1 protein-coding gene and 1 pseudogene are annotated in these 1,988 nt (G+C 66.4%); one reads left to right on the forward strand and one right to left on the reverse strand.

Annotated elements, in window-relative coordinates:
* Nucleotides 1–215: 215 nt before the first annotated feature.
* Nucleotides 216–995: an HAD-IIA family hydrolase gene (locus FNH08_RS49415; RefSeq protein ID WP_152778515.1), complete on the reverse strand. Its 780-nt coding sequence runs from the start codon at nucleotides 993–995 to the stop codon at nucleotides 216–218.
* Between the two features lie 622 nt (nucleotides 996–1,617).
* Here FNH08_RS49415 and FNH08_RS49420 point away from each other — a divergent pair.
* A pseudogene (locus FNH08_RS49420) lies at nucleotides 1,618–1,988 on the forward strand (hypothetical protein); the annotation flags it as partial.

Raw genomic sequence — 1,988 nt, forward strand, 5'->3', positions numbered from 1 at the left:
CCCCACCCCCCGCCGAAGAGCTCGCCCAGACCGGCGGGACCGTATCGCCGTACGCCATCGGGGTGTTGCCGTTCATCGTCGGCGCCCTGCTGGTCACCCTCACCCGCCGCAAGTCCCGCTGATCCCCGGCGGGCATCGAAAACACGCCGAGCCCAGTGAGAAGGCCCTCCCGCGATACCGGGAGGGCCTTCTTCTTTGTCGCGGATTCCCCGCGATCACACGTAGTCGATCAGGTCCGCAATCGAGTCCACGACCTTCGAGGGCCCGTACGGGAAGCGGTCCACTTCGTGCGGCTGGGTGACCCCAGTCAAGACGAGGAAGGTCCGCATGCCGGCCTCAAGGCCCGCGAGTACATCCGTGTCCATCCGGTCGCCGATCATGGCTGAGGTCTCCGAGTGGGCTCCGATGGCGTTCAGCCCGGCGCGCATCATCAGGGGATTCGGCTTGCCGACGAAGTACGGCTTCTTGCCGGTCGCTGCGGTGATCAGTGCCGCGACAGCTCCAGTAGCGGGAAGCGCACCCTCGGTCGAGGGCCCCGTCTCGTCAGGATTGGTGGCGATGAACCGGGCACCGTTGTTGATCAGCCGGACCGCCTTCGTCATGGCCTCGAAAGAGTAAGTTCGAGTTTCGCCCAAGATCACGAAGTCGGGCTCCGTATCGGTCAGGACGTACCCGATCTCATGCAGGGCGGTCGTCAGCCCCGCCTCGCCGATGACGTAAGCCGTGCCGTTGGGTCGCTGGTCATCGAGGAACTGTGCCGTGGCCAGGGCCGAGGTCCAGATGTTCTCGATCGGCACGTCGAGGCCCATGCGGGACAGTCGGGCGTGCAGGTCGCGCGGAGTGTAGATCGAGTTGTTGGTCAGGACGAGGAAGGGCTTCCCCGACTCCTTCAACCGCTTGAGGAATTCCTCGGCGCCCGGGATCGGGATGCCTTCGTGGATGAGAACCCCATCCATGTCAGTCAGCCATGACTCGATCGGCTTGCGTTCTCCCATGGGGCGTTTCTCCTGCCGGACGCGTGTACGAGGCGGCTTGTGCTCGACGTAGACACTACCGCCGACACGTGTTCGATTCCCGTACATGGTGATCAGGGGGGCCTGTCCGGAATATGAGACAAGGGCTACGTAAACAGGTGGGGCACTTCTTGCTTATCGGGCACGGGGGTTGGTCCTGCCGGCGTCGGCGATGCCGTCGCGGACCGGGGCGAGGAACGTCTCGCGGAAGTGCGCCTGTGCGTCTGGGTTCATGCCGCTTGCAGAGACGGCCGTCCTGGCCATCTCGTTCAGGACCGCAGCCGCTTCATTGAAGTCGTCGCCGGTCTGGCCTGCCGCGGTTCCGCTTGTCTTCGTAGATGCGGTGGACATTGACCCGCGTCAGCTTGGCAAGGTCGTAAACGTCCTCGCGTTGACGGATCACCCCCTCGCGTCCGTCGCGTCCGTCTCCGATCTGTCCAATGTCAGAGATGCGCGCGTACCCACCCACGTCATGCATCGAGTGGCTTCGAGCACCCCAAGACACTGCCGCAAACCTGCTTCCACCCGAACGGAGCAGCCATGCTCCTTCCCGGATGCGCGTGACGGTGAGGAGAGGGAGTCTCCAGATGTCTGGAGGTTCACGATGGGTTCAGTGCGACTCACACTCTGGTCCGGTGCGGTGGTCGCGGCCGCGCTGACGCCGACGGCATCTCCGGTGGCGTCCGCGGCCGGTGGCGGGCTCTCGGTCACGCCGTCGCGACCGGTGCCGGGCAGCGACATCCAGCTGCGCGCCCAGGGGTGTTCGGGGCGGACGGGCACGGCGTCGTCGCGGGCGTTCGTCGCGGAGGCCGTGCTCACCGGCAAGGGCGGTGCGGGCGGTGCGCTCGTCGGCGAGACCCGCGTCCGTTCCGCGCTCAGGCCGGGCACGTACCGGGTCGGGGTCACCTGCGACGGCGTCGAGGACAAGGTCAGGGCCAGGCTCACGGTCGCCGCGAAGGAGCGCGGGCGGGAGGG

Source organism: Streptomyces spongiae (genome assembly GCF_009377185.1).
GTDB classification, from domain to species: domain Bacteria; phylum Actinomycetota; class Actinomycetes; order Streptomycetales; family Streptomycetaceae; genus Streptomyces; species Streptomyces spongiae.